Source organism: Nocardioides ginsengisegetis (assembly GCF_014138045.1).
GTDB lineage: Bacteria > Actinomycetota > Actinomycetes > Propionibacteriales > Nocardioidaceae > Nocardioides > Nocardioides ginsengisegetis.
Genome location: NZ_JACGXA010000001.1, coordinates 1,883,409 through 1,906,642 on the forward strand (window position 1 = coordinate 1,883,409; position 23,234 = coordinate 1,906,642).

The following is a 23,234-nucleotide window of genomic DNA, read 5'->3' on the forward strand; positions in this document are numbered from 1 at the left end:
GAGCTCACGCGTCAGCTGTCGAACGCCTCGAGCACGGCGTCGTCGATGGTGTGCTTCGGCCCGGTGAACCAGTTCTTCGCCGAGACGTTCCACCAGATCACCAGGAGCAGCAGCGCTCCGAGCGTGACGATGGGCGCGTAGTTGACGAACTTCCACTCGAACTCGTCGCGGAACGGGTTGGCGCCCGGCGTGGACGGCATCATCAGGTAGACCGACACGATGAGGATCTCGGCCACCGCGATCGGGTTCATCCACTTGTACTTCGAGCCGTTGTTCCACGAGCCGACGTCGAACTTGTCGCCGTGGCGGAAGCGCAGCCAGATCGGGATCGCGAACGCCAGGTAGAGGCCGATGACCGCGATCGAGGTGACGGCGTAGAACGCCAGCGGGACCGGCACGCCGTTGACGTCGACCTTGATCAGCGCCGGCAGCGTCAGCACGGCCGAGGCGACGCCGACCAGCATCACCGCGTTGGCCGGCACCCGGTTGGCCGAGAGCTGCTTCCACATCCCCGAGCCGGGCACGGCCCCGTCCCGGCTGAAGGCGTAGGTCATCCGGGATGCCGAGGTCATGCACGACGTGGCGCAGAAGAACTGCGCGGACGCCGAGATGAACAGCACGAAGGTTGCCCAGTTGGTGCCGAGCGACTGCACGAAGATCCCGGCCACACCCGCGCCCGCCAGGGCGTTGTCGGGATTGCCGTTGGCGTCGTTCGGGATCGCGAACACCACGCACAGCAACAGGACGTAGCCGCCGAGGACGGAGTAGAAGATCGAGCGCCAGATGCCCTTGGCCGCAGCCTTGGAGGCCGATGCGGTCTCCTCGGACAGGTGGGCACAGGCGTCGAAGCCGGTGATGGTGTACTGCGTGAGCAGGAAGCCGAACGGCACGATCGCGAACCAGAAGCCCAGGCTGCTGGTGCTGCCCCCGCCGTAGCCGGAGTTGTTGAACCGCTCGGTGAAGACATAGCTGAAGCTCTGGTGCTGGTCGGGGACCAGGATCAGGACCAGCACGATCGCCGCAGCGCCGGCCACGTGCCACCACACCGACACGTTGTTCATGACCGCCATCAGGTGGCCGCTGAAGATGTTGAGCACCGAGGCCAGTACGAGCACGATCACGAAGATGATGAAGACCCGCGTCAGCGAGTAGTGGCCCGCGAACGACGTCGAGTAGGTGCTGATGGTCAGGTCGATGAAGGTCGCGCAGCCGTAGGCCACGCCCGCGGTCACCGCGACCAGGCCGATCAGGTTGAGCCAGCCGGTGAAGAAGCCAGCGGCCGGGCCGCCGAGCTTGGAGGCCCACCAGTAGATGCCGCCCGAGGTCGGGTACGCCGACACGAGCTCGGACATCGTGAAGCCGATGATCAGGATGAACAGGCCGAGGATCGGCCACGACCACGAGATCGAGATCGGGCCGCCGTTGTTGAAGCCGGCGCCGAAGTTGGTGAAGCAGCCGGCGAGGATCGAGATGATCGAGAACGAGATCGCGAAGTTGGAGAAGCCCGACCAGGACCGGTTGAGGTCCTGCTTGTAGCCCAGCTTGGCCAGCATGGCCTCGTCTTCGGAGAGCTGCGGCTTGTCAGCAGTGTCAGCCATGCGGCACCTTCCGTGGGTGTGATGCAGCCTTTTCCGGGACGGTAGACCCGCCCGATTCAGGGTGTCCATAGCCCTACGCAAAATTGGTATGAACCCAGACCAATTGCCGATTGACACGGGCATACCCCGAAATCAGGATGAGCACCATGACGGCCTCCCCCGTGCACGACCTCACCCAGGCGGTGCTGCGGCCGGTGCGGGGGCACCACGCGTTCGAGGCCTGCGTCGAGCAGCTGGCCACGACGATCCGGCTGGGCGTCTACCCGTTGGGGTCGACCCTGCCGTCCGAACGCGAGCTCGCGGTGCGGCTCGGGGTCTCCCGGGCCACCCTGCGCGAGGCGATGGCGGCCCTGCGGGAAGCCGGACTGGTCGAGACCAGGCGCGGCCGTGGTGGGGGCACGGTGGTCACGCTCAAGCCGCGGACGCCCTCGGCCCGCGCGGCCGCACGCACCACGGCCGCCAAGCGCCAGGACTGGCTGGACGCCCTCGACTTCCGCCGGATCGTCGAGCCCGGAGCCGCGCAGCTGGCCGCGACCACGCGACCCACCGGCGATCGACGTACGCAGCTGGAGGAGGCGCACGCCGCCGTCGTGGCGGCCCGCAAGCCCGCCGCGCACCGCCAGGCCGACTCGCGCTTCCACCTGACCATCGCCGCGCTCACCGGGTCGCCGCGGGTCATCGAGTCGGTGACCTCGGTGCAGTCGACGCTGCACGAGATGCTGCTGGCGATCCCGGTGCTCGAGCAGAACATCAACCACTCCGACCGCCAGCACGCCGCCCTGGTGCGGGCCATCCTCGACGGGAAGGCCGACCGGGCGCGCGTGGTCATGGAGGAACACTGCGACGACACCGCCGCGCTCCTGCGCGGACTGGTGGGTTGACCCGACACCCAGGAGAGCGCCTTGTCCACTCGCAACGACCGGCACCTGACCATGGACGACCTCGTGGCGCGCATCGAGGACGGCACGATCGACACGGTCGTCGTCGCCTTCACCGACATGCAGGGACGGCTGCAGGGCAAGCGCCTGCACGGGCACTACTTCGCCGACCACGTGTGGGACGGCGGCAAGGGCCACGGCACCGAGGGCTGCAACTACCTGCTCGCCGTGGACGTCGACATGAACACCGTCGACGGCTACACCATCTCGTCGTGGGACAAGGGCTACGGCGACATGGAGTTCGTCATGGACGAGGAGACGATCCGGCTCGTCACCTGGCATCCCGCCACGGCGATGATCCAGTGCGACCTGGTCTGGCCCGACCACACCCCCGTGGTGCAGTCGCCGCGCGCCATCCTGCAGCGCCAGCTCGACCGGGTCGCCGCGCACGGCTGGACCGCGCTGTCGGGCACGGAGCTGGAGTTCATCGCCTTCGACACGACGTACGAGCAGGCGAAGCTCGACGGCTACCGGGGCCTGGTGCCGGTCAACCAGTACAACGTCGACTACTCGATCCTCGGCACCTCCCGGGTCGAGCCGCTCCTCCGCGACATCCGCAACCACATGTACGCCGCCGGCCTCGAGGTCGAGGGCGCCAAGGGCGAGTGCAACTTCGGCCAGCACGAGGTCGGGTTCCTCTACGCCGAGGCGATGACGACCGCCGACAACCATGCTGTCTACAAGACCGCCGCGAAGGAGATCGCCGCCCAGCAGGGCAAGGCGATCACCTTCATGGCGAAGTACGACCAGCGCGAGGGCAACTCCTGCCACATCCACCTGTCCCTGCGCGGCGCCGACGGCGAACTGGTGTTCTGGAAGGACGGCGCCCGCACCCCGCTCTACGACCACTTCGTGGCCGGGGTGCTCGCGACGGCGGCCGACTTCACCCTGCTCTACGCCCCGAACATCAACTCCTACAAGCGCTTCGCCGACGGCTCCTTCGCGCCGACGACCATCGCGTGGGGGCTCGACAACCGGACCTGCGCCGTGCGCCTGGTGGGTCACGGCGCCGGTGCCCGGATGGAGAACCGCATCCCCGGCGCCGACGTGAACCCCTACCTCGCGCTGGCGGCCATGCTCGCCGGCGGGCTGCACGGGATCGAGCACGAGCTGCCCCTCGAGGACGAGCTGGTCGGCAACGCCTACACGTCGGGCCGCGACAAGGTGCCCTCGACGATGGCCGCCGCGCGGGAGGTGTTCGCCACGTCGGCGGTCGCGCGGGCGGCCCTGGGTGACGAGGTCGTCGACCACTACGTGAACATGGCGGACGTGGAGCTCGCGGCCTACCGGGCGGCCGTCACCGACTGGGAGCTCCACCGCGGATTCGAGAGGCTCTGATGGTTTCGACAGGCTCCACCACCGAGATCTACACGGTCATCAACCCAGCAACGGCCCGGGCCGTCACCGACGTACCGCTGGCCTCGGTCGAGCAGACGGACGTCGCGATCGAGCGTGCCCACGAGGCGTTCGTGTCCTGGCGCGCCGTCGCTCCCGGCGAGCGGGCCGCGCTGCTGCGACGGTTCGCGTCCGTCGTCGACGACCACGTCGAGGAGCTGGCCGAGCTCGAGGTGCGCAACGCCGGCCACACCTGGGGCAACGCGCGCTGGGAGGCCGGCAACGTCCGCGACTGCCTCAACTACTACTCCGGCGCGCCGGAGCGGCTCTTCGGACGCCAGATCCCGGTCGCCGGCGGCACCGACGTGACCTTCCACGAGCCGATCGGCGTCGTGGGCATCATCGTCCCCTGGAACTTCCCCATGCCGATCGCCGGCTGGGGCTTCGCCCCGGCGCTGGCCGCCGGCAACACGGTGGTCCTGAAGCCGGCCGAGCTCACGCCGCTCACCGCGATCCGGCTCGGCGAGCTCGCCCTCGAGGCCGGCCTCCCCGAGCACGTCCTGACGATCATCCCGGGCCACGGCTCCGTGGTCGGCGAGCGCTTCGTGACGCACCCGCTGGTCCGCAAGGTCTGCTTCACCGGCTCCACCGAGGTGGGCAAGAAGGTGATGGCCGGCTGCGCCGACCAGGTCAAGCGGGTGACCCTCGAGCTCGGCGGCAAGAGCAGCAACATCGTCTTCGCCGACGCCGACATCGACGCGGCGGCCGCGTCGGCCCCGTACGCCGTCTTCGACAACGCCGGCCAGGACTGCTGCGCGCGCTCGCGCATCCTCGTCGAGCGGTCGGCGTACGACGAGTTCCTCGCCAAGCTCGAGCCGGCGGTGCTCGGGATGCGCGTGCTCGACCCCGCGGACGAGTCGAGCGAGATGGGGCCGCTGATCTCGGCCAAGCAGCGGGGCGTCGTGCAGGGCTACCTCGACGAGGTCGACGTGGCCTTCGCCGGCGCGACGCCCGGCGGCGACGGCTTCTGGGTGCCGCCGAGCGTGGTGACGGTGGACGACCCGGCCGCGCGGATCTGGCGCGAGGAGGTCTTCGGCCCGGTGGTCGCGGTGATGCCGTTCGACACCGAGGCCGAGGCGGTGGAGCTGGCCAATGACTCGGAGTACGGCCTCTCGGGGTCGATCTTCACCAACGATCTCGGCCGCGGCCTGCGGGTGGCCCGCGGCGTGCAGTCGGGCAACCTCAGCGTCAACAGCCACTCGGCGGTCCGCTACTGGACGCCGTTCGGTGGCTACAAGCAGTCCGGCCTCGGCCGGGAGCTCGGTCCGGACGCCCCGATGGCGTTCACCGAGGAGAAGAACGTCTTCATCGCGCACTAGGAGGCACACAGTGGCAGGACGTATCCAGGGCAAGGTCGCCGTCGTCACGGGAGGCTGCTCGGGGATCGGGTTGGCGACCGTGCAGCGCTTCGTCGAGGAGGGTGCCCGGGTCGTCATCGGTGACATCGACGAGCAGCGCGGCCACGAGCTGGTCGGCCAGCTCGGCGGCACCGACGTCGCCACCTTCGTCAAGGTCGACGTCACCTCCAAGGACGAGGTCGACGCGCTCTTCCAGACCGCGAAGGACACCTACGGGTCGGTCGACATCGCCTTCAACAACGCCGGCATCAGCCCCCCGGAGGACGACTCGATCCTCGACACCGACCTGGACGCCTGGCGCCGGGTCCAGGAGGTCAACCTGACCAGCGTCTACTTGTGCTGCAAGGCGGCGCTGCCCCACATGCTGGCGCAGGGCAAGGGGTCGATCATCAACACCGCGTCGTTCGTCGCGGTGATGGGCGCGGCCACGTCGCAGATCTCCTACTCCGCCTCCAAGGGCGGCGTGCTGTCGATGTCGCGCGAGCTCGGCGTGCAGTTCGCCCGCGAGGGCGTGCGGGTCAACGCGCTGTGCCCCGGACCGGTCAACACGCCGCTGCTGCAGGAGCTGTTCGCCAAGGACCCCGAGCGCGCGGCGCGACGCTTGGTGCACGTGCCGATGGGCCGCTTCGCGGAGCCGCTGGAGATGGCGAACGCCGTGCTCTTCCTGGCCTCCGACGAGTCCAGCTTCATCACCGCCAACACGTTCCTCGTCGACGGCGGCATCTCCGGCGCCTACGTCACGCCGCTCTGAGGGGGGTGAGCATGGGGCTCCCGGTGATCGGCCTGACCACCTACCGCGAGGACGCGTCGTGGGGGGTGTGGCACCAGTCCGCCGACCTGCTGCCGGCGCAGTATGCCCGGGCCGTCGAGGCGACCGGTGGGGTGCCGCTGCTGCTGCCTCCGGTGGCGACGCCCGACGCCGCCGCGGCGGTCGTCGCCCGGCTCGACGGGCTGGTGATCAGCGGCGGGGCCGACGTCGACCCCGAGCGGTACGGCGCGCCGCCGCACCCGCGGACCGCGGGCTGGCGGCCGGACCGCGACGCCTGGGAGACCGCGCTGCTCGACGCGGCCGACGCGGCGGGCCTCCCGGTCCTCGGGGTCTGCCGGGGCATGCAGCTGATGGCGGTGCACGCCGGCGGAGAGCTCGACCAGCACACGCCCGACCTGGTCGACCACGAGGAGCACTCCCCCGGCGGCGACGTCTTCGGGACCATCCCGGTCGCGACCGTCCCCGGCAGCCGCGTGGCCGGGCTCGTCGGGACGACGCTCGACGTGAGCTGCCACCACCACCAGTCGGTGCGCTCGCACCCGGGCTTCACGGCGTCCGCGCACGCGGCCGACGGCACCCTCGAGGCCATGGAGGCACCGGGCGACCGCTTCTGCGTGGCGGTGCAGTGGCACCCCGAGACGTCCGCCGACGTGGGCCTGCTGGCGGGACTCCTCGAGGCCGCAACCGCCCACGCCGAGCGCAGGGTGAGCGCGTGACCCGTCCCCGCGAGCGGGTCCTGGTCAGTGCGCACCGCGCCGGGGCGGGCCTCCGGGTCGACCTGGAGAACAGCTCGACCGCCTTCGCGGCGGCCCTGGCCCTCGACGTCGACTTCGTGGAGTTCGACGTGCAACGCTGCGCCGACGGGGTCCTCGTGGTGGCGCACGACCCGACCTTCGTGCGTGACGGTGACGAGGTCGCCTTCACGGACGTGACCGCAGCGGAGGCGCGGGAGCACTCCCCGGGGTTGCTCACCTACGACGACGCCCTGGGCCTCCTCGCCGGCCGTCGCTCCGCGCACATCGACCTGAAGGCCAGCGCCGCCCGTCCCGAGCAGGCTGTGGCCGCCACCGCGCTCGCGGTCGAGCGGCTCGGCCCCGACGGCTTCGTCGTCACCACCGGCAGCGACCGCGCCGTCCGGGCGATCCGCGACTGGGGCGACAGCCAGGGCCTGACCCTGCTCGTCGGCCTGTCGCTGGGCCGCAACACCCGCGGCCTGGCGGTGCGCGAGCGGATCAGGATCCGCCGGTCCGAGCTCCTGCCCGGTCGCCGCCTCCGCCTCTCCCGTGCCTCCGTCGTCGTCGCGCACCACTGGCTCGCCCGCCTCGGGGTCGCCCGCTTCGCCCGCCGGCGCGGCATCCCGCTGCTGGTGTGGACCGTCGACACCCCGCGCGCCCTCGGTCACTGGCTCCGCCCCGGACGGGCCTGGCTGGTCACGACCAACCACCCCGAGCTGGCCCTGGCCATCCGCGCGGACGCCACCTACCGGAGGAGCAGCAGCCGGTAGGTCCCCAGCGAGCCGTAGTCGGAGTAGCGGCCCGGGGTCGTGGGCGACCCGGTGCCGACGCCGTCGACGTACGCGACGTAGGTCGCGGGGGTGCGCGGGAGCGTGGCCGTCCAGGTGGCGCCGAGTCCGAGCGCCTTGAGGCGAGTGTCCCGGGTGGTCGGCGCATCGACGGTCGCCACCGTGTTTCCGGCGGCATCGGTGATCCGCAGCCCCACGTCGAGGTCGGCCTTGACCGCGAGGGTCGACGCGGTGAGCGTGACCGGCCCGGACGCGGTGAAGATGAACGCGTCGACGTCGGTGCGCGTGGTGATCACCCCGTTGACGACGGTGCCCGGCACGAGGGGCGTGGCGGTCGCGGCGGTGTCGCCGTGGTCGTCGGGACGGATCGGGGCGCTGCGGGCGATGATCGCGACGTCGTCCTGGGTGTTGTTCGCACCGGGGTACTCCCCCAGCGACCACTGGCTCACGGGCTGGGAGAAGCTCGAGCCCATGATCGGCGACCAGGGCGCGCGGCCGTCGTAGTAGGCCAGGGTCGCGGTGCCGTCGTGCATCAGCCCGAAGAGGTGCCCGGCCTCGTGGCTGACGCCCTCGCCGATGTCCTCGCCGGAGTAGGAGCCGAAGACGAACGCCGGCTGGGCGTAGTCCTTGGCGGCCCCGACCGCACCGAAGACGTTGCCGTAGGCCAGTCCGCCGCAGCGACAGGCCGCCTGGAGCGGCCCGCCCTGCGTGACGAGCACCGTCGCGCCGTACGACGCATCCGCGTCCGACGAGCGGTCCAGCGCGTCGGGGGCCGGCGTCCGCGTCGTCACGTTGACGTCGAACGGCGCGAAGTCCTCGGCCGTCACCTGCCACGCGCGCTGGATCTCGGCGAGCTCCGTAGGGCTGAAGTTGGTGTCGACGGGCGGCGTGATCGACCACGGCCGTGCGGTGATGGAGTCCAGCCCGAAGTCGGCGTTGAAGGCGGTGCCGGCGACGGTGCCGCCGGTGAACTTGAGGAAGAGCGTGCGGGACGACCCCGGCCTCGAGTCGAGGGCGAAGGTGTCGCGCAGCGGGGCCGGCAGCGGCACGAGGGCCGACTGGCCCAGCGCGCTGGGCGCCGGTGCCGGCGGCGCCACAGGGTCGGTGAGGACGGTCAGGCCGGACCGGGTGGTCGCGGTGCCGGCCGACGAGACCACCGGGGCCAGGGGCGCGAGTGAGAGCACGGCCGCGACGAGCGCGCCAAGGCCGAGACGGGAGGTGCGGTTTCCGAGAGTGTGCATGGCGGATGCGATTCCTTTCGCCGTTCCACGCGTTCCTCCCCCAACGGCACGCCGCACCCGGACCTGAGGACTTTGCCGGCGGGTCTGGTCCACCTGCGTCACGCGCGGGTTGACACACTGACGCCATGACGGAGACGACCGGCCCGCGGATCGACGAGGACGTCCTGGGGGCGCCGTACCTCGCCGAGGAGATCGAGCTCCCCGACGACGACGAGGGGCCGGTCGTCGCGACCCTGGTCCGCCGCCCGGCCGACGAGCCCACCACGCGGGCCGTGCTGCACGTGCACGGCTTCGCGGACTACTTCTTCCACACCGAGCTCGCGGAGTGGTGGAACGCCCGCGGCTACGACTTCTATGCGCTCGACCTGCGCAAGTACGGCCGCTCGATCCGCCCGCACCAGACCCCCAACTTCACCCTCGACCTCCACGACTACTACCCCGAGCTCACCGAGGCCTGGCGCCGGATCACCGAGCGTGACGGGCACGACCACGTCGTCGGCTCTGCCCACTCCACCGGCGGGCTGATCCTGCCCCTGTGGCTCGACCACGAGCAGCCGCCCGAACTCACCGGCGTGGTGCTCAACTCCCCGTGGCTCGACATGCAGGGCAGCGCCGCCCTGCGCGTGCTCGGCACGCCGGTCGTCAAGCAGGTCGGCGCCCGCCAGCCGCGGCGCGAGATCCGACGCACGGTCACCGGCCTCTACACGCGCTCGCTGCACAGCGGGCACGAGGGCGAGTGGGACTTCAACCTGGACTGGAAGCCCCTCCAGTCCTTCACCGTCTACGCCGGGTGGCTGCGCGCCATCCGCAACGGCCACGCCGAGCTGCACCGCGGCCTGTCCGTGGCCGCGCCGGTGCTGGTGCTCTCGTCGGGGGCGTCGTCGGTGCCCAACGAGATGAACGAGCAGGTGCACGGCACCGACATCGTGCTCGACGTGCGCCAGATCCGCCGCTGGTCCACCGCGATCGGTCCGCACGTCACCTACGTCGCGGTCGAGGGCGCCCGGCACGACGTCGTGTTGTCGCTGCCGGCGGTGCGCAAGGCGGCGTACGACGTCCTGGACCGGTGGCGCACGGCCTTCGTGGACTGACCCGCCGGGGTCAGAACGCCTCGCCGTCGAACCGTTCGCGGGTGACGAACTCGCCCACCTCCTGGCGCGACAGCTTCGTCAGCTGCTTCACGGGCCTGCCCAGCGGCACCACCGCGGCCAGCGCGAACCGGTCGGGGATCCCGAGCAGCGCCTTGACCGCCGGCTCCTCCGCGACCGCCATCGTGGTGATGGTGCCGCCGAAGCCCTCGTTGCGCGCGGCGAGCAGGATGTTCCACACGAGCGGGTAGACCGAGGCGCCCGAGACCAGCCCGACCCGGTCGAGGTCCTGATCGATGGCGGCCACGACGCCGAGGTCGACGCAGACGACGAGGACGGCCCCGGCGGTCAGCACCGGCTGCACGAAGGAGTCGGGCACGCCGGTCGCGGCGATCTCCTCGGCCGAGGGACCCGGGGCCGCGAGCGGGTTCCACGGGCTCTCCCCCGCCTTCTTCTGCGCCATGTAGCGGCGCACCGCGGGCTTGTTGAGCTCGGCGAGCGCCTCCCGGGTCGCGGGGTCACGGACCACGACGAGGTGCGCGCCCTGCCGGTTGCCACCACTCGGGGCGAACCGGGCGTTGTCGAGGATCCGGCCGAGCACGTCGTCGGGCAGTGGGTCGCCGGTGAACTCCCGGACCGCGCTGGTCGTGCGCATCACGTCGTACAGCTCCATGACGGGCACGCTAGCGTTCCGGCCATGAACCCCGTGACCGGACTCTCGCTGGGCCGCGTGGCCATCGGCGCCCTCGCCCTCGGCAACCCGCAGCTCGCCGGGAAGCTGTTCCAGCTCGACGTCGAGGCAAACCCGCAGCTCGCGCTGATGTCGCGGCTCTTCGGCTCGCGCGAGATCGCCCTCGGCGCGCTGACGCTGCTCTCGCGCGGCAAGGCCCGGCGCGCGCTGGTCCTCGCCGGGATCGCCGTCGACGCGGCCGACGCCGCGGCGGGCTGGCTCGCCCTCCAGGACGGCACCGTCCCGAAGGTGACGGCCGCCGGGGTGACCGCACCGGCGATCGGCGCCGTCGCGGCGGGCCTGCAGGGACTGCGTCCGTCCTCCTGACGCCGGGGCCTCCCAGCCCTAGCATGGGAAGGGACGCGCCCACTGGGGACGCGTCCTCGAGGAGGTCCTCCATGACCGAACAACCTCCCACGCCCGCCCCGGGGTTCGACCCCGCGGCCGGCTCCTACTCCGGAGCCCGTGCGGCCACCCGCCCGGCAGAGCTGCTCGACCGGTTCCTGGCGCGGCTCATCGACGGGATCCTGCTCGCGATCGTCAACGGCGTGATCGTCAGCGCGATCATCGTGGGCGCCGTGATGGGTGACAGTGGCGGCTTCTACGCCGCCTCGACCTGGGCCGCCGGTGCGGTCTCGGCCGTCGTCAGCACCGTGATCTACCTGGGCTACTTCACCTATCTGGAGTCCAGCCGGGGGCAGACCGTCGGCAAGATGGTGATGAAGCTGCACACGCAAGGTCCGGGCGGTGGCAACCCGACGATGGAGCAGGCCCTGCGCCGCAACATCTGGATGGGTGCCGGCATCCTGGGGATCGTCCCGTTCCTGGGGATCCTCGGCGGCCTGGCCGAGCTGGTCGCGGTCATCATGATCGCCGTCGGCATCAACAACGACACCGTCAACCGGCAGGCGTGGCACGACCACTTCGCCGGCGAGACCCGGGTCGTGAAGGAAGTCTGAGCCTCAACCGAGCAGGAACGACACGAGCGCCACGACGCCCACCACCACGATGAAGCCGCGCAGGACGGTGGTGGGCAGGCGGCGCCCGACGGTCGCGCCGACCTGACCACCGATCACCGAGCCGACACCGATCAGGGCCACGACGCGCCAGTCGACGTCGGCGACGAGTGCGAAGAGCAGGCCCGCGACCCCGTTGACGATCGCGGCGAGGACGTTCTTGACGGCGTTGAGCCGCTGCAGCGCCTCGTCGAGCCCGATGCCCAGGATCGCCATCAGCAGCACGCCCTGGGCGGCGCCGAAGTAGCCGCCGTAGACGCCGGCCAGCGCGACGGCCGGCCACACCCACCAGGCGCCGTGCTCGGGCAGACCGCCGAGGGCGTCGTGTCGGCGGGCGACCCAGGCGGAGATCCGGGGCTGGAAGACGACGAGCACCAGCCCGAGCAGGATCAGCGCCGGCACGATCGCGGCGAAGGCCCCGTCGGGCAGCACCAGCAGCAGCAGGCCGCCGACCAGGCCACCGAGGAGCGAGGCCAGCGCGAGCCGCAGGACCCGCGAGCGTTGGCCCGCGAGCTCGCGCCGGTAGCCCCAGGCCCCCGACACCGAGCCGGGCACCAGACCGATCGTGTTGGAGACGTTGGCCGTCACCGGCGGGATGCCGAACGCGAGCAGGGTCGGGAACGTGATCAGCGTCCCCGACCCCACCACGGTGTTGATGGTGCCGGCCGCGAACCCGGCGAGCAGGATCGCGACAGCGTCGTACGGCGTCACTGGGCGGGCGGCTCCGCACCCGTCTCCGGCGCGCCGCCGGTCGGCAGGTCCGCGGCGCGGCCCTTGCCCGGGTTGGCCGCGATCTCGGCCTCCTTGATGGCGGCCTCGACGGCGGCGGTCGTCTTCGACAGCTCGGAATCGGCCTCGCTCAGCGAGGGAGTCTCGGTGCTGCCCATGTCGACGCGCGTCTTCGGGCCCTCGACCTGCTGCGGGATGCCCTGCAGGTTGCTCATGGTCGAGCCGAGGCCCTCGAGCGCCTTGCCGATCTCGCTGGGCACGATCCAGAGCTTGTTGGCGCCGCCCTCGGCGATCTTGGGCATCATCTGGAGGTACTGGTAGGCCAGCAGCGACTGGTCGGGGTTGCCGTCGTGGATGGCCTGGAAGACCGTCTGGATGGCCTGCCCCTCACCCTGGGCGCGCAGGATCGAGGACTCGCGGTCGGCCTGCGCGCGCAGGATCTGCGACTCGCGTGCACCCTCGGCGTTGAGGATCGAGGACTGCTTGGAGCCCTCGGCCGTGAGGATGGCGGCCTGCCGCTGGCCCTCGGCGGTGAGGATGACGGCGCGCTTCTCACGGTCGGCGCGCATCTGCTTCTCCATCGAGTCCTTGATCGACGGCGGCGGGTCGATGCCCTTGAGCTCCACGCGGTTGACCCGGATGCCCCACTTGCCGGTGGCCTCGTCGAGGACGCCGCGCAGGCCGGAGTTGATCTGGTCGCGGCTGGTCAGCGTCTCCTCGAGGTCCATGCCGCCGACGATGTTGCGCAGCGTGGTCATGGTCAGCTGCTCGATCGCCTGGATGTAGTTGGCGATCTCGTAGGTCGCAGCGATCGGGTCGGTGACCTGGAAGTAGATGACCGTGTCGATCGAGACGACGAGGTTGTCCTCGGTGATCACCGGCTGCGGCGGGAAGCTCACGACCTGCTCACGCAGGTCGATGAGGTAGCGCACCTTGTCGACGAACGGCACGACGACGTTGAGGCCGGCCGGCAGGGTCTGCTTGTACTTGCCGAAGCGCTCCACGATGCCGGCCCGGGCCTGGGGCACGATCCGCACCGTCTTGGCGAGCATGACGATCAGGAACAGGAACACCAGCGCCAGGAGCACGAGAATGACGGGCATGGCACCTCCTCTGGAGTGGGCTCAGGACTCGAGCTTGGGAATCGGATGGACGTACGCCGTGGCGCCGCGGATCTGCAGCACCTCCACGGTCTCGCCGGGGGCGATGGTGAGGGTCTCGTCGTACGGTGCCGCACTCCAGATCTCCCCCGCGAGCTTGATCCGGCCGGGCTCGAGCGCGGTCACCAGCTCGGTGACGACGCCCTGCTGGCCGACCAGCTTGCCGTGGCCCAGCCGCAGCTCGGGACCACCGTGGAGCTTCTTGACCAGCTCGGGGCGCACCAGGGCCAGCATCGCCACCGCCGACGCGGCGGCGACGAGCATCTGCGCGACCACCGGTGCCGACAGCGCGGCGGTCAGCAGTCCGGCGAGGGCGCCGACCGCGAGCATGATCAGGATCAGGTCGAGGCTGAACAGCTCGGCCAGCCCCAGCAGCACGGCCAGCGCTGCCCAGGTCTCCCACATGTGATCCCGGAACCACTCCATGCCACGACCCTATCCGCTGGGACCCCGCGGAACGGTCTGGATTCAGCCAGCGTGGCGGGTGCGCCGCCGGGCGGCCCAGCGACCGTCCTCGTGGCTGAGCGCCAGCGGCATCCCGAAGGTGGCCGACAGGTTGGCCTCGGTGACGACGTGGTCGAGCAGCCCGGACGCCACGACCTTGCCCTGGCGCAGCATGAGCGCGTGGGTGAAGCCCGGCGGGATCTCCTCGACGTGGTGCGAGACCAGCACCGTGGCCGGGCTGTCGGGATCCATCGCCAGCACCGACAGGGTGGACACGAGGTCCTCGCGGCCGCCGAGGTCCAGGCCGGCGGCCGGCTCGTCGAGCAGCAGCAGCTCCGGGTCGGCCATCAGGGCCCGCGCGATCTGGACGCGCTTGCGCTCGCCCTCGCTGAGCGTGCCGAAGGTGCGGTCCCTGAGCCGGCCGGCGCGCACCTCCTCGAGGAGGTTGGTGGCGCGGTCGTGGTCGAGGGCGTCGTACTGCTCGCGCCAGCGCCCGACCACGCCGTACGACGCGGAGACCACCACGTCGTGCACGAGCTCGTGCCGCGGGATCCGCTCGGCGAGCGCCGCGCTGGTCAGCCCGATGCGCGGCCGGAGCTCGAAGACGTCGACGGTGCCGAGGACCTCCTCGAGGATGCCCGCGACCCCTGAGGTCGGGTGGATCTGTGCCGCGGCGAGCTGCAGCAGGGTGGTCTTGCCGGCCCCGTTGGGTCCGAGGATCACCCAGCGCTCGTCCTCCTCGACCGTCCAGTCGATCCCGTCGAGCAGCGTGGCCCCGCCCCGCTGGACCGTCACGTCGGCGAACTCGAGCACGGCGGTCATGGGCCTCACCCTATCCAGACGCGACCGCCGCCCCGTGCAGGGACGTGCGGGTCCGTGCGTAGCATCGTGAGCCGTGAGCCCCACGCTGCCCGCCTCCGCCCGCCTCGCGTGGTGGGGCACGGCCTGGCTCCGGGGGCACGTCGTCACCGACCTGCTCATCGACGCCGTGATCGCGGACGACGCGACGCACGCGGTGGCCGGCCTGGACCCGGAGGGCGGCACCGACACCTTCGTGGTCGCGCTCGGCCGCCTGCGCGCCCTCGGCGCCACCGCCTTCGGGGCGGCCATCCCGGTCGAGGGCGACCCCGTCGGCCTGGGCGGCCCGCGAGACTTCAACACGGCCGCGCTCGACGTCGGGGAGGCCGTGGTCGTGTCCGGCGCCGGCGTCGGGCTGGTGCCCGAGCGGGTCGGGGCGGCGATCACGTGGACCGCGATGCCCGCGGAACGACGCCAGCTGCCGGACATCGGCGAGGCCGACCGCACGCTGCGCGCGGCCCTGCTCGAGTCGGCCGGAGCCCTGGCCCGGCTCGACGTGGCGCGGTGGCGGCCCGAGGTCGCCGACGAGCTGATGAACCTCCGGCACCGCCCCCACCTCGACTCCCCCGCCGGCATCCCGGCCCGGTGCGTCGACCTCGCCTCGCGGGGCGTGCAGGCGCTCGGCATCGTCGACCTGGCGCTCGAGGACGACGGCGGCGCCGTCTCCGCCCACGAGATCGAGGCGCGGCGCGCCTCGCTGGTGCCGCTGGCGCGCGCCGGGCGCCGGGCGCTGGTGGCCGCGTGCTCGCCCGAGGTGTGGCCGCCGTCCTGAGCCCGACGGGTCGAGGCGTTAGCCTCGGCGGGCGATGACTCCGACGTACGGCACCGAGGCCTCCAGGCCCGAGACCCTGCTCATCACGCTGACCGGCAAGGACCGGCCCGGCGTGACCTCCTCCATCCTCTCGACGCTCTCGCAGGCGGGGGTCGAGGTGGTCGACATCGAGCAGATCGTGCTGCGTGGCCGGCTGATCCTCGGCGTCCTCGTGACCGCACCGCGCGAGTGGCGTCGGTTGCGCAGCGAGGTCGAGGACACCGCCCGGGCCCTCGACATGACGGTCGAGGTCGACCGCGGCGTGGGCGACAACCGCTCCCGCGCGGGCGGCCGCTCGCATGTCACGATCATCGGGTCCCCGCTCAAGGCCTCGGCTATGGCGGCGGTGGCCGGCCGGATCGCCGACAGCGGCGCCAACATCGACCGGATCGAGCGGATGGCGCGCTACCCCGTCACCGCGATCGACCTGCACGTCTCCGGCGCCGACCCCGACCGGCTGCGCGAGGTGCTGGCCGTCGAGGCCGCCCGCCAGGGCCTCGACGTCGCCGTCCAGCCCGCGACCCTGCTCCGCCGCGGGATGCGCCTGATCGTCATGGACGTCGACTCCACGCTGATCCAGGGCGAGGTGATCGAGATGCTCGCCGCGCACGCGGGCTGCGAGGCCGAGGTCGCCGCCGTGACCGAGGCCGCCATGCGCGGCGAGATCGACTTCGAGGAGTCGCTGCGCACGCGCGTGGCGCTGCTCGCGGGCGTCGACGCCACCGCCATCGACGCGGTGTACGACGCCATCCTGCTCGCGCCGGGCGCCCGGACGATGGTGCGCACCCTGCGCCGGCTGGGCTACCGGTTCGCGATCGTCTCCGGCGGCTTCAGCCAGATCACCGACCGGCTCGCCGAGGAGCTCGGCATCCACTACGCCCGCGCCAACGAGCTCGAGATCGTCGACGGCCGGCTCACCGGCCGGATCGTCGGTCCGGTGGTCGACCGCGCCGGCAAGGCGGCCGCGCTGCGCGAGTTCGCCGCGGAGGTCGGCGTACCTCCCGAGGCGGTGATCGCCATCGGCGACGGCGCCAACGACCTCGACATGCTGGCGGCCGCGGGGCTCGGGATCGCCTACAACGCCAAGCCGGTCGTGCAGGACGCCGCCGACACGGCGGTCAACGTGCCCTACCTCGACGCGATCATGTACCTCCTCGGCATCTCCCGCGAGGAGATCGAGCTCGCCGACGCCGAAGCCGGCATCGTCACGCCGTCACCGCCGGTGTAGGTCAGCCGCGGCCCACGTGGAAGCCCACGACCCGGCAGGACGCAGGGTCGAGGTCGCCCCAGTCGCCGTCGAAGGCGAACACCGTGACCGCGCCTGCGGGGAAGCCCGACGTCATCAGGGCCGAGGCCGCCTGGTCGCCGTGGCCGTCGTCGAGCATCGAGGCGAGGTAGGCGATCGTCGGGTTGTGCCCGACCACCACGAGGGTGCGTGCCTCGTCAGGCGTGGAGCGCATCAGGTCCAGCGCCGTCTCGGGCCCGGCGGAGTAGAGCCCGCGGTCGACCTCGGGCTCGATCCCCCACCCGGCCGCGTCGGCCAGGCACTGCCAGGTCTGCACCGTCCGGGTGGCAGCCGAGACCCAGGCGTGGTCGGGCCGCACGCCCTGCGCGGCGAGCCAGCGGCCCGCGTCGCGGGCGTCGTCGTGGCCCCCGGGGGCGAGCTCCCGCTCGGCATCGGTGGGGCCGACCTGCTCGGCGCTGGCATGACGGACGACGACGACCACGCGGGACTGCTGCTGCACGCGCCAACCTTGTCAGGGGCTAGCCTCCCTGTCATGCCCAGGGGACCTCTCATGATCATCGGCGGCGCGGAGGACAAGCTGCGCCGACCCACGATCCTCAAGCACTTCGTCGCTGCTGCCGGTGGGGAGAACGCCCGGATCGCGGTGATCCCGACCGCCTCCTCCCTCGGACCGGAGGTCGTCGAGGTCTACGACGCGCTCTTCCGCAAGCTCGGCGCGGCCGACGTGGTCGCCGTCCGTCCCGAGACCCGCGAGGACTCCCACGACCCCGACCTCGCCCGCCGCCTCACCGAGGCGACGGGCATATTCATGACCGGCGGCAACCAGCTCAAGCTCTCCGCGATCATCTCCGGCACGCCCCTGGCGGATGCCCTCGTGACCGCCAACGAGGCCGGCACGGTCATCGCCGGGACCTCGGCCGGCGCCAGCATCCAGTCCAGCCACATGGTCGCCTTCGGCGGCCCGGGCTCGACCCCGAAGCAGCGGATGACGCAGGTCGCGGCCGGGCTCGGCCTGCTCCAGTCCTCGGTCATCGACCAGCACTTCGACCAGCGCAACCGCTACGGTCGGTTGCTCATGATCGTCAGCCAGTCGCCCCAGCTCCTGGGGATCGGTGTCGACGAGGACACCGCCGCCGTCGTCGAGGTGGAGGACGGCCACGAGATCATGAGCGTCGTCGGCAAGGGCGCGGTCGCGATCTTCGACCCCTCCCGGATCGTCACCAACGCCTATGAGGCCAAGCGCTCCTCGCCCCTGCTGGCCAGCGGGGTGGTGCTGCACGTCCTGCCCCAGGGCTCGCGCTTCGACCTGTCCACCCGCACCCTGCTCCCGCACGTGCCCGCCGTCGACCCGGGCGAGGCCGCCGAGATGGCCGAGGCCGGCCGCGACCTGCGCCAGCTGGCCCGCGACATCGCCGCCGACGGCGTCTCCCCCACCAACCTGCGCCGCCGGATCGCGCGTACTACGCGCAGGAAGTCGGCCACGACCACAGCCCCCGACCCGGACGGAGCCTCCGCATGACCGAACGCCCCACCCCCGACCTCGCGATCGTCGAGACCCGGGTCTACCGCGGCGCCAACGTCTGGTCCTACGACAAGGCGATCCACCTCGTGGTCGACCTGGGCTCGCTGGAGAAGTTCCCCACCAACACGATCCCCGGCTTCACCGACAACATCCTCCAGATGCTGCCCGGCCTGCGCGAGCACTCCTGCTCGCGCGGTCGCCGCGGCGGCTTCGTGGAGCGCCTCAACGAGGGCACCTGGCTCGGCCACGTCGCCGAGCACGCCGCCCTCGCCCTGCAGCAGGTCGTCGGCCACGACATCCGCCGCGGCAAGACGCGCGGCGTGAAGGGGCGCCCCGGCCACTACAACGTGATCTTCGGGTACGTCGACGAGCAGGTCGGCCTGGCCGCCGCGCGGCTCGCCGTACGCCTGGTCAACCACCTCGTCGAGGCCGACCCGGAGTTCGACTGGGACACCGAGCTCGAGGCCTTCATCCTGCGCGCCGAGCGCACCGCCTTCGGCCCCTCGACCCAGGCGATCCTCGACGAGGCCGTGTCCCGCGACATCCCGTGGATCCGCCTCAACCAGTACTCCCTCGTCCAGCTCGGCCAGGGCGTGCACGCCAAGCGCATCCGGGCCACGATGACCTCCGCGACGTCCGCCATCGCCGTCGACATCGCCTCGGACAAGGACCTCACAACCCGCCTGCTCGGCGCCGCCGGACTGCCCGTGCCCAAGCAGGAGTCGGTGCGGACCGCCGACCAGGCCGTCCGCGTCGCCGAGCGGATCGGCTTCCCCGTCGTCGTGAAGCCGCTCGACGGCAACCACGGCCGGGGCGTCTGCCTGAACCTCCTCGACGAGAAGGACGTCCGCGAGGCGTTCGACATCGCCAAGGAGCAGTCGCGCCGCGGCACCGTCATCGTCGAGTCGTTCGTGACCGGCAAGGACTACCGCTGCCTGATCATCGACGGCCGGGTGGCCGCGATCGCCGAGCGCGTCCCGGCCTCCGTCACCGGCGACGGCACCTCGACCGTCGAGCAGCTCGTCGACACCGCCAATGCCGACCCGCGGCGCGGCGTGGGCCACGAGAAGGTGCTGACCCGGATCAAGGTCGACGCGGCCGCGGAGGACCTCGTCCGCGAGCAGGGCTTCGAGATGGACTCCGTCGTGCCCGAGGGCACGATGGTCAAGCTCGCCCTGACCGGCAACATGTCGACCGGCGGCATCTCCATCGACCGCACCTTCGAGGCGCACCCGGAGAACGTCGAGATCGCCGAGGAGGCCGCCCGCATGGTCGGCCTCGACATCGCCGGCATCGACTTCATCTGCCCCGACATCACCGAGCCGGTCCGCGAGACCGGCGGCGCGATCTGCGAGGTCAACGCGGCCCCGGGCTTCCGGATGCACACGCACCCGACCATCGGCGAGCCGCAGTTCATCGCCAAGCCGGTCGTCGACATGCTCTTCCCGCCGGGCGCCACCTCGCGGATCCCGATCGTGGCCGTGACCGGCACCAACGGCAAGACCACCACGTCACGGATGATCAGCCACATCTTCAAGGGCATGGGCCGCAAGGTCGGCATGACCTCCACCGACGGCGTCGTGATCGACGAGCGACTGCTGATCCGCTCCGACGCCTCCGGCCCGCGGTCGGCCCGGATGGTCCTGCAGAACCCACGCGTCGACTTCGCGGTCTTCGAGGTCGCCCGCGGCGGCATCCTGCGCGAGGGCCTCGGCTACGAGCGCAACGACGTCGCCGTCGTCCTCAACGTGCAGCCCGACCACCTCGGCCTGCGCGGGATCGACACCGTCGAGCAGCTCGCCGACGTCAAGGCCGTCCTCGTCGAGGCGGTGCCGCGCGACGGCCACGCCGTCCTCAACGCCGATGACCCGCTGGTCCGCGAGATGCGGCGCCGCTGCTCGGGCCAGGTCGTGTGGTTCTCCATGGAGGAGCCCGGCTCGGAGGTGCGCGAGATGATCGACGCCCACTGCCGTCGCGGCGGCAAGGCGCTGGTCCTCAACCCGTCCGAGCGCGGCGAGATGATCGTGGTCAAGCACGGCCGCCGCGAGATGCAGCTGGCCTGGACCCACCTCCTCCCCTCGACCTTCAGCGGCCGCGCCCGGATGAACGTCCAGAACGCCCTCGGCGCCGCCGCGGCCGCCTTCGCCATCGGCGCCCCGCTGCACGACATCCGCCAGGGCCTGCGGACGTTCTCGACGAGCTACTACCTCTCGCCCGGCCGCCTCAACGAGGTCGAGGTCAACGGCGTCAACGTGATCGTCGACTACTGCCACAACGCGCCCGGCATGAAGATGCTCGGCGACTTCGTGGACCGCACCGGCGACTCGCTGTCGTCCTCGCACGACCTGGCCCGCCCGTCGCGGATCGGCATCATCTCCACCGCCGGCGACCGGCGCGACGAGGACATGCGCGAGCTCGGGCACATCGCGGCCCAGCACTTCGACGTGGTGATCGTCCGCGAGGACGTCCAGCTGCGCGGGCGCAAGCGCGGGGAGACTGCCGCGTTCGTGCTCGAGGGCGTGCGCGCCGCGATGGCCGAGGGCGCCCGCTGCAAGCAGGTCGAGGAGGTCCTCGAGGAGATCGAGGCCGTCCGTCACGCCATGAGCCGCGCCAACAAGGGCGACCTCGTCGTGGTCTGCGTCGACAAGCACGGCGAGGTCATGGCCGAGCTCGAGCAGTGGTCCAACATCGCCCAGGCGGGCAGCGGCGAGCGGACCGACGCCCCCGCGGGTGACCCCGACTACGTGCCGGCGTCGACGGACGCCTGAGCCGACCGGTGCGCGTCCTGGCCCTCGACGCCGTCCCCCGGCGCGCGATCGACGAGCACGCGAGCCGCGGCGTCACCGTGGGTGGGCTCGCCCTCACCATGGACGCACACGTGGTCGTGGTCCGGCTCCGCCCGGGTGGACGGATCGGCCGCCACCCGGCGGCCGGGCGTCAGCTCCTCGTGGTCGTGAGCGGGGACGCGACGGTGTCCGGGAGCGACGGCGTGGAGGTCGTCCTCGGTCCCGGGCAGGCGGCCGTCTGGGAGCCCAACGAGCCGCACCAGACCCGCTCTGTCGCCGGGCTCACCGCCCTGGTCGTCGAGGGCGAGCTCGACGTCGCGCGCGACTGACCTCAGACGCGCGCGGCACGCACCTTGGCGGCCAGCGTCGCGTTGTCGTCGGGCGTGCCGCCGGCACCGGCGATCCACGCGTAGACCTCCTCGCGCTCGGCGTGGCACATGAGGCCGACGACGTCGCCGGGCAGGGCCTGACCGACCAGCGCGGACAGGGCCGCCACCTCGGTCGGGTACGACGCGAAGCTGGTGACGCCGACCCGCGCGGCGCCGGCGCGCATCAGGTCGTCGAGCTCGTCGTAGGTGCGGCCGCGGAGGTACTTCTCCTTGTGGCCGATGGCCAGCACGTCGCTGTCCCGGGCCGCGATCTCGCCCAGCTTCTCGATGAGGTCGTCCTGGCGGTCCCCCACGACCCCGAGGCCGAGCAGCAGGCGGGCTCCGGGGCGACGTACGCCGTTCATGATCTCGAGCAGCGCCTCGAGCCCGGCCTCGTTGTGGGCCAGGTCGATCACCACCGACACCTCGCCGACGGAGAAGAAGTTCATCCGGCCAGGGTTGTGCTCCGCGTCGGGGCGGAAGGTCCGCAGCCCCTCGACGACCACGTCGCGCGGGATGCCGATCGCGAGGGCGGCGGAGGCCGCGGCGAGGGTGTTCTCGACGTTGAAGCGGGAGAGCCCGGCCAGCGTCATCGGCACGTCGACCAGCTCGACCAGCGGGTCGGCGTCGCCGTGCGGGGCCAGCACGGCCACCCAGCCGTCGATGACGGTGGTGGCGCGGCCGCCGGCGGAGAGCACCTCGCGGATCGCCGGGGAGTCTGGGTCGCGGGAGAAGACCCAGGGCTGCGCCTTGATCACGCCGCGCATCGCCAGGACGCGCGGGTCGTCGGCGTTGAGGACCGCCCAGCCGTCCTTGCGGGTGATCTGCGGGACCACCGACTTCACCTCCGCGAGCTGGTCGACGGTGTCGATGCCCTGGAGTCCGAGGTGGTCGGCGGTGACGTTGGTGACGACCGAGACGTCGTTGCGGGTCAGCCCGATGCCCTTGAGCAGGATGCCGCCGCGGGCGGTCTCGGTGACCGCGAACTCGACCTCCTTGTGCGCCAGCACGCGTCCGGCGCCCGAGGGACCGGAGTAGTCGCCGGCCTCGACGAGCTCGCCGTCGATGTAGACGCCGTCGGTGTTGGACCAGCCGACCAGCTTGCCGTCGGTGCGCGCGATGTGCGCGATCATCCGCGACGTCGTGGTCTTGCCGTTGGTGCCGGTGACGGCCACGACGGGGACGCGCGGCGTCAGCGTGTGCGGCCGGGCACCGGGCTCGCTCGCGCGGACCCGTTCGGCAGCCTCGCTGACCGCGGTCTCGATGTCGGTGCCGGGCACGGCGTCGAGCACCGAGGCCACGGCGCGGCCCATCTCCTGGGCGCGCTCGCGGTGCCGCCACGGGAAGGCGACGACGATCTGGTGCTGGTCACTGGTCGTGCGCACCCGGACCGCAAGGCGCTGCGTGCCGGACTCCGCCGCGATCGCCCGCACCAGCCTGGCCACCGCGCGCACGGCGAACCGCTGGCGGAAGCCCGACTCCGCCGCGCCCGTGCGGACGTTGCGCAGCCCGATCCGCTTCGCGAACCGCTGCGCCACCTCGTCGGGCGCCGCCGCGAGCGCGCTGATGTCCAGCGTCAGCTTGATGGCGGCCCGGGGGAAGTAGAGGTTGGGGCCCTCGAGGACCCGGAGCTCGACGAGAGAAGTCACCGACCA

23 protein-coding genes are annotated in these 23,234 nt (G+C 71.8%); 14 read left to right on the forward strand and 9 right to left on the reverse strand.

Annotated features, from left to right (window positions below; all coding sequences use genetic code 11):
• Nucleotides 1-11: 11 nt before the first annotated feature.
• Nucleotides 12-1,598: an amino acid permease gene (locus FB382_RS08935; RefSeq protein ID WP_182538502.1), complete on the reverse strand. Its 1,587-nt coding sequence runs from the start codon at nt 1,596-1,598 to the stop codon at nt 12-14.
• A 146-nt stretch (nt 1,599-1,744) separates the two neighbouring features.
• Between FB382_RS08935 and FB382_RS08940 the strand changes: the two genes are divergently transcribed.
• The 6 genes from FB382_RS08940 to FB382_RS08965 are packed head-to-tail and all read left to right on the forward strand — an operon-like array spanning nt 1,745 to nt 7,562.
• Nucleotides 1,745-2,479 carry a FadR/GntR family transcriptional regulator gene (locus FB382_RS08940; protein WP_182538503.1) on the forward strand — a complete coding sequence of 245 codons (735 nt, stop codon included), beginning with the start codon at nt 1,745-1,747 and terminating at the stop codon, nt 2,477-2,479.
• 21 nt (nt 2,480-2,500) lie between these two features.
• Nucleotides 2,501-3,874 (forward strand): glutamine synthetase family protein, encoded by a 1,374-nt coding sequence (locus tag FB382_RS08945; protein ID WP_281379851.1) that lies wholly within the window; start codon nt 2,501-2,503, stop codon nt 3,872-3,874.
• Nucleotides 3,874-5,250: an aldehyde dehydrogenase family protein gene (locus FB382_RS08950; protein ID WP_182538505.1), complete on the forward strand. Its 1,377-nt coding sequence runs from the start codon at nt 3,874-3,876 to the stop codon at nt 5,248-5,250. The genes FB382_RS08945 and FB382_RS08950 overlap by 1 nt, the downstream gene beginning before the upstream one ends.
• A gap of 10 nt (nt 5,251-5,260) precedes the next feature.
• The gene (locus FB382_RS08955) at nt 5,261-6,040 is read left to right on the forward strand and encodes a 3-oxoacyl-ACP reductase (protein ID WP_182538508.1); all 780 of its coding nucleotides are present in this window, start codon (nt 5,261-5,263) and stop codon (nt 6,038-6,040) included.
• An 11-nt stretch (nt 6,041-6,051) separates the two neighbouring features.
• A complete protein-coding gene (locus FB382_RS08960) occupies nt 6,052-6,774 on the forward strand; it encodes a gamma-glutamyl-gamma-aminobutyrate hydrolase family protein (protein WP_182538509.1) in 723 nt (240 codons plus the stop codon).
• Nucleotides 6,771-7,562 (forward strand): glycerophosphodiester phosphodiesterase family protein, encoded by a 792-nt coding sequence (locus FB382_RS08965; protein ID WP_182538511.1) that lies wholly within the window; start codon nt 6,771-6,773, stop codon nt 7,560-7,562. The genes FB382_RS08960 and FB382_RS08965 overlap by 4 nt, the downstream gene beginning before the upstream one ends.
• Here FB382_RS08965 and FB382_RS08970 read toward each other — a convergent pair.
• Complete coding sequence (locus FB382_RS08970; RefSeq protein WP_182538513.1) at nt 7,538-8,821, reverse strand: hypothetical protein; 1,284 nt, start codon at nt 8,819-8,821, stop codon at nt 7,538-7,540. The two genes, FB382_RS08965 and FB382_RS08970, sit on opposite strands and share 25 nt — an antisense overlap.
• A gap of 125 nt (nt 8,822-8,946) precedes the next feature.
• On the opposite strand from FB382_RS08970, the gene FB382_RS08975 reads away from it, so the two are divergent.
• Nucleotides 8,947-9,912 (forward strand): alpha/beta hydrolase, encoded by a 966-nt coding sequence (locus FB382_RS08975; protein WP_220481302.1) that lies wholly within the window; start codon nt 8,947-8,949, stop codon nt 9,910-9,912.
• A gap of 10 nt (nt 9,913-9,922) precedes the next feature.
• On the opposite strand, the gene FB382_RS08980 is transcribed toward FB382_RS08975, so the two are convergent.
• Nucleotides 9,923-10,582: a nitroreductase family protein gene (locus FB382_RS08980; RefSeq protein ID WP_182538515.1), complete on the reverse strand. Its 660-nt coding sequence runs from the start codon at nt 10,580-10,582 to the stop codon at nt 9,923-9,925.
• A 24-nt stretch (nt 10,583-10,606) separates the two neighbouring features.
• On the opposite strand from FB382_RS08980, the gene FB382_RS08985 reads away from it, so the two are divergent.
• Entirely contained in the window at nt 10,607-10,966 is a 360-nt protein-coding gene (locus FB382_RS08985; RefSeq protein ID WP_182538516.1) for a DUF4267 domain-containing protein, read from the forward strand.
• 71 nt (nt 10,967-11,037) lie between these two features.
• Nucleotides 11,038-11,598: an RDD family protein gene (locus FB382_RS08990; RefSeq protein WP_182538518.1), complete on the forward strand. Its 561-nt coding sequence runs from the start codon at nt 11,038-11,040 to the stop codon at nt 11,596-11,598.
• 3 nt (nt 11,599-11,601) lie between these two features.
• On the opposite strand, the gene FB382_RS08995 is transcribed toward FB382_RS08990, so the two are convergent.
• From FB382_RS08995 to FB382_RS09010, 4 genes are read right to left on the reverse strand one after another with little or no spacing between them, the layout of a single operon-like run.
• Nucleotides 11,602-12,366 (reverse strand): TSUP family transporter, encoded by a 765-nt coding sequence (locus FB382_RS08995; protein ID WP_182538519.1) that lies wholly within the window; start codon nt 12,364-12,366, stop codon nt 11,602-11,604.
• Complete coding sequence (locus FB382_RS09000; protein ID WP_182538521.1) at nt 12,363-13,487, reverse strand: SPFH domain-containing protein; 1,125 nt, start codon at nt 13,485-13,487, stop codon at nt 12,363-12,365. Before FB382_RS09000 ends, FB382_RS08995 begins: the two co-directional genes overlap by 4 nt.
• Before the next feature lie 21 nt (nt 13,488-13,508).
• Nucleotides 13,509-13,970: an NfeD family protein gene (locus tag FB382_RS09005; RefSeq protein ID WP_182538523.1), complete on the reverse strand. Its 462-nt coding sequence runs from the start codon at nt 13,968-13,970 to the stop codon at nt 13,509-13,511.
• A gap of 42 nt (nt 13,971-14,012) precedes the next feature.
• A complete protein-coding gene (locus FB382_RS09010; RefSeq protein WP_182538525.1) occupies nt 14,013-14,810 on the reverse strand; it encodes an ABC transporter ATP-binding protein in 798 nt (265 codons plus the stop codon).
• Between the two features lie 73 nt (nt 14,811-14,883).
• Here FB382_RS09010 and FB382_RS09015 point away from each other — a divergent pair, with 73 nt between their 5' ends.
• Together FB382_RS09015 and serB are read left to right on the forward strand one after the other, a co-directional pair.
• Nucleotides 14,884-15,618: a hypothetical protein gene (locus tag FB382_RS09015; protein ID WP_182538526.1), complete on the forward strand. Its 735-nt coding sequence runs from the start codon at nt 14,884-14,886 to the stop codon at nt 15,616-15,618.
• A gap of 34 nt (nt 15,619-15,652) precedes the next feature.
• Nucleotides 15,653-16,885 (forward strand): phosphoserine phosphatase SerB, encoded by a 1,233-nt coding sequence (gene serB, locus FB382_RS09020; RefSeq protein WP_182538527.1) that lies wholly within the window; start codon nt 15,653-15,655, stop codon nt 16,883-16,885.
• 1 nt (nt 16,886) lies between these two features.
• Here serB and FB382_RS09025 read toward each other — a convergent pair whose 3' ends face one another.
• Nucleotides 16,887-17,402, reverse strand: coding sequence for a histidine phosphatase family protein (locus FB382_RS09025; protein ID WP_182538528.1), 516 nt, complete (start codon nt 17,400-17,402; stop codon nt 16,887-16,889).
• Nucleotides 17,403-17,435: 33 nt separating this feature from the next.
• On the opposite strand from FB382_RS09025, the gene FB382_RS09030 reads away from it, so the two are divergent.
• From FB382_RS09030 to FB382_RS09040, 3 genes are read left to right on the forward strand one after another with little or no spacing between them, the layout of a single operon-like run.
• Nucleotides 17,436-18,422 carry a cyanophycinase gene (locus FB382_RS09030; RefSeq protein WP_182538529.1) on the forward strand — a complete coding sequence of 329 codons (987 nt, stop codon included), beginning with the start codon at nt 17,436-17,438 and terminating at the stop codon, nt 18,420-18,422.
• Nucleotides 18,419-21,193, forward strand: a complete 2,775-nt coding sequence (cphA, locus tag FB382_RS09035) for a cyanophycin synthetase (protein ID WP_182538530.1) — start codon at nt 18,419-18,421, stop codon at nt 21,191-21,193. The genes FB382_RS09030 and cphA overlap by 4 nt, the downstream gene beginning before the upstream one ends.
• Before the next feature lie 8 nt (nt 21,194-21,201).
• The gene (locus FB382_RS09040; RefSeq protein WP_182538531.1) at nt 21,202-21,540 is read left to right on the forward strand and encodes a cupin domain-containing protein; all 339 of its coding nucleotides are present in this window, start codon (nt 21,202-21,204) and stop codon (nt 21,538-21,540) included.
• A gap of 2 nt (nt 21,541-21,542) precedes the next feature.
• On the opposite strand, the gene FB382_RS09045 is transcribed toward FB382_RS09040, so the two are convergent.
• A complete protein-coding gene (locus FB382_RS09045) occupies nt 21,543-23,228 on the reverse strand; it encodes a Mur ligase family protein (protein WP_182538532.1) in 1,686 nt (561 codons plus the stop codon).
• Nucleotides 23,229-23,234 lie beyond the last annotated feature (6 nt).